At 74.1% G+C, this 336-nt stretch carries 1 protein-coding gene; it reads right to left on the reverse strand.

The genetic code is table 11. The annotated features are described in order from the left end of the window. The coding region (locus AC0IYH_RS30240) for a DUF2924 domain-containing protein (protein WP_471837818.1) at positions 1 to 336 on the reverse strand (336 nt) is incomplete at both ends.

The following is a 336-nucleotide window of genomic DNA, read 5'->3' on the forward strand; positions in this document are numbered from 1 at the left end:
AGCCCGAAGAAGGCAGGTCCGGACCAGCGGGTGCCGGTGATCGCGCGGGCGACCTCGCTCAGCGAACGATATGGCCGCTCCTCCCAGCGGACGACCCGATCCTCTCCCACCGTCACCACATGCACGCGGCCCTGCCACTCGCGCACCAGCCGCATGCCGGGGCGGGCAGGGGCGGTCAGCGTCTCGCCGCGGCCGAGCTGGTCGAGCGTGCGCGTGGTCGCCCGCGACAGGCCGCCGAAGCTGCGCGCCTGCAGCTCCCACGCAAGCGCCAATCGTAGCAGCTTCGGGCTGATCCGCGGCACCGGGCTGCCGGTCAGCGCGGACCACCGCTCGCGC

It is taken from the genome of Pseudomonas sp. AC463, assembly GCF_979253585.1.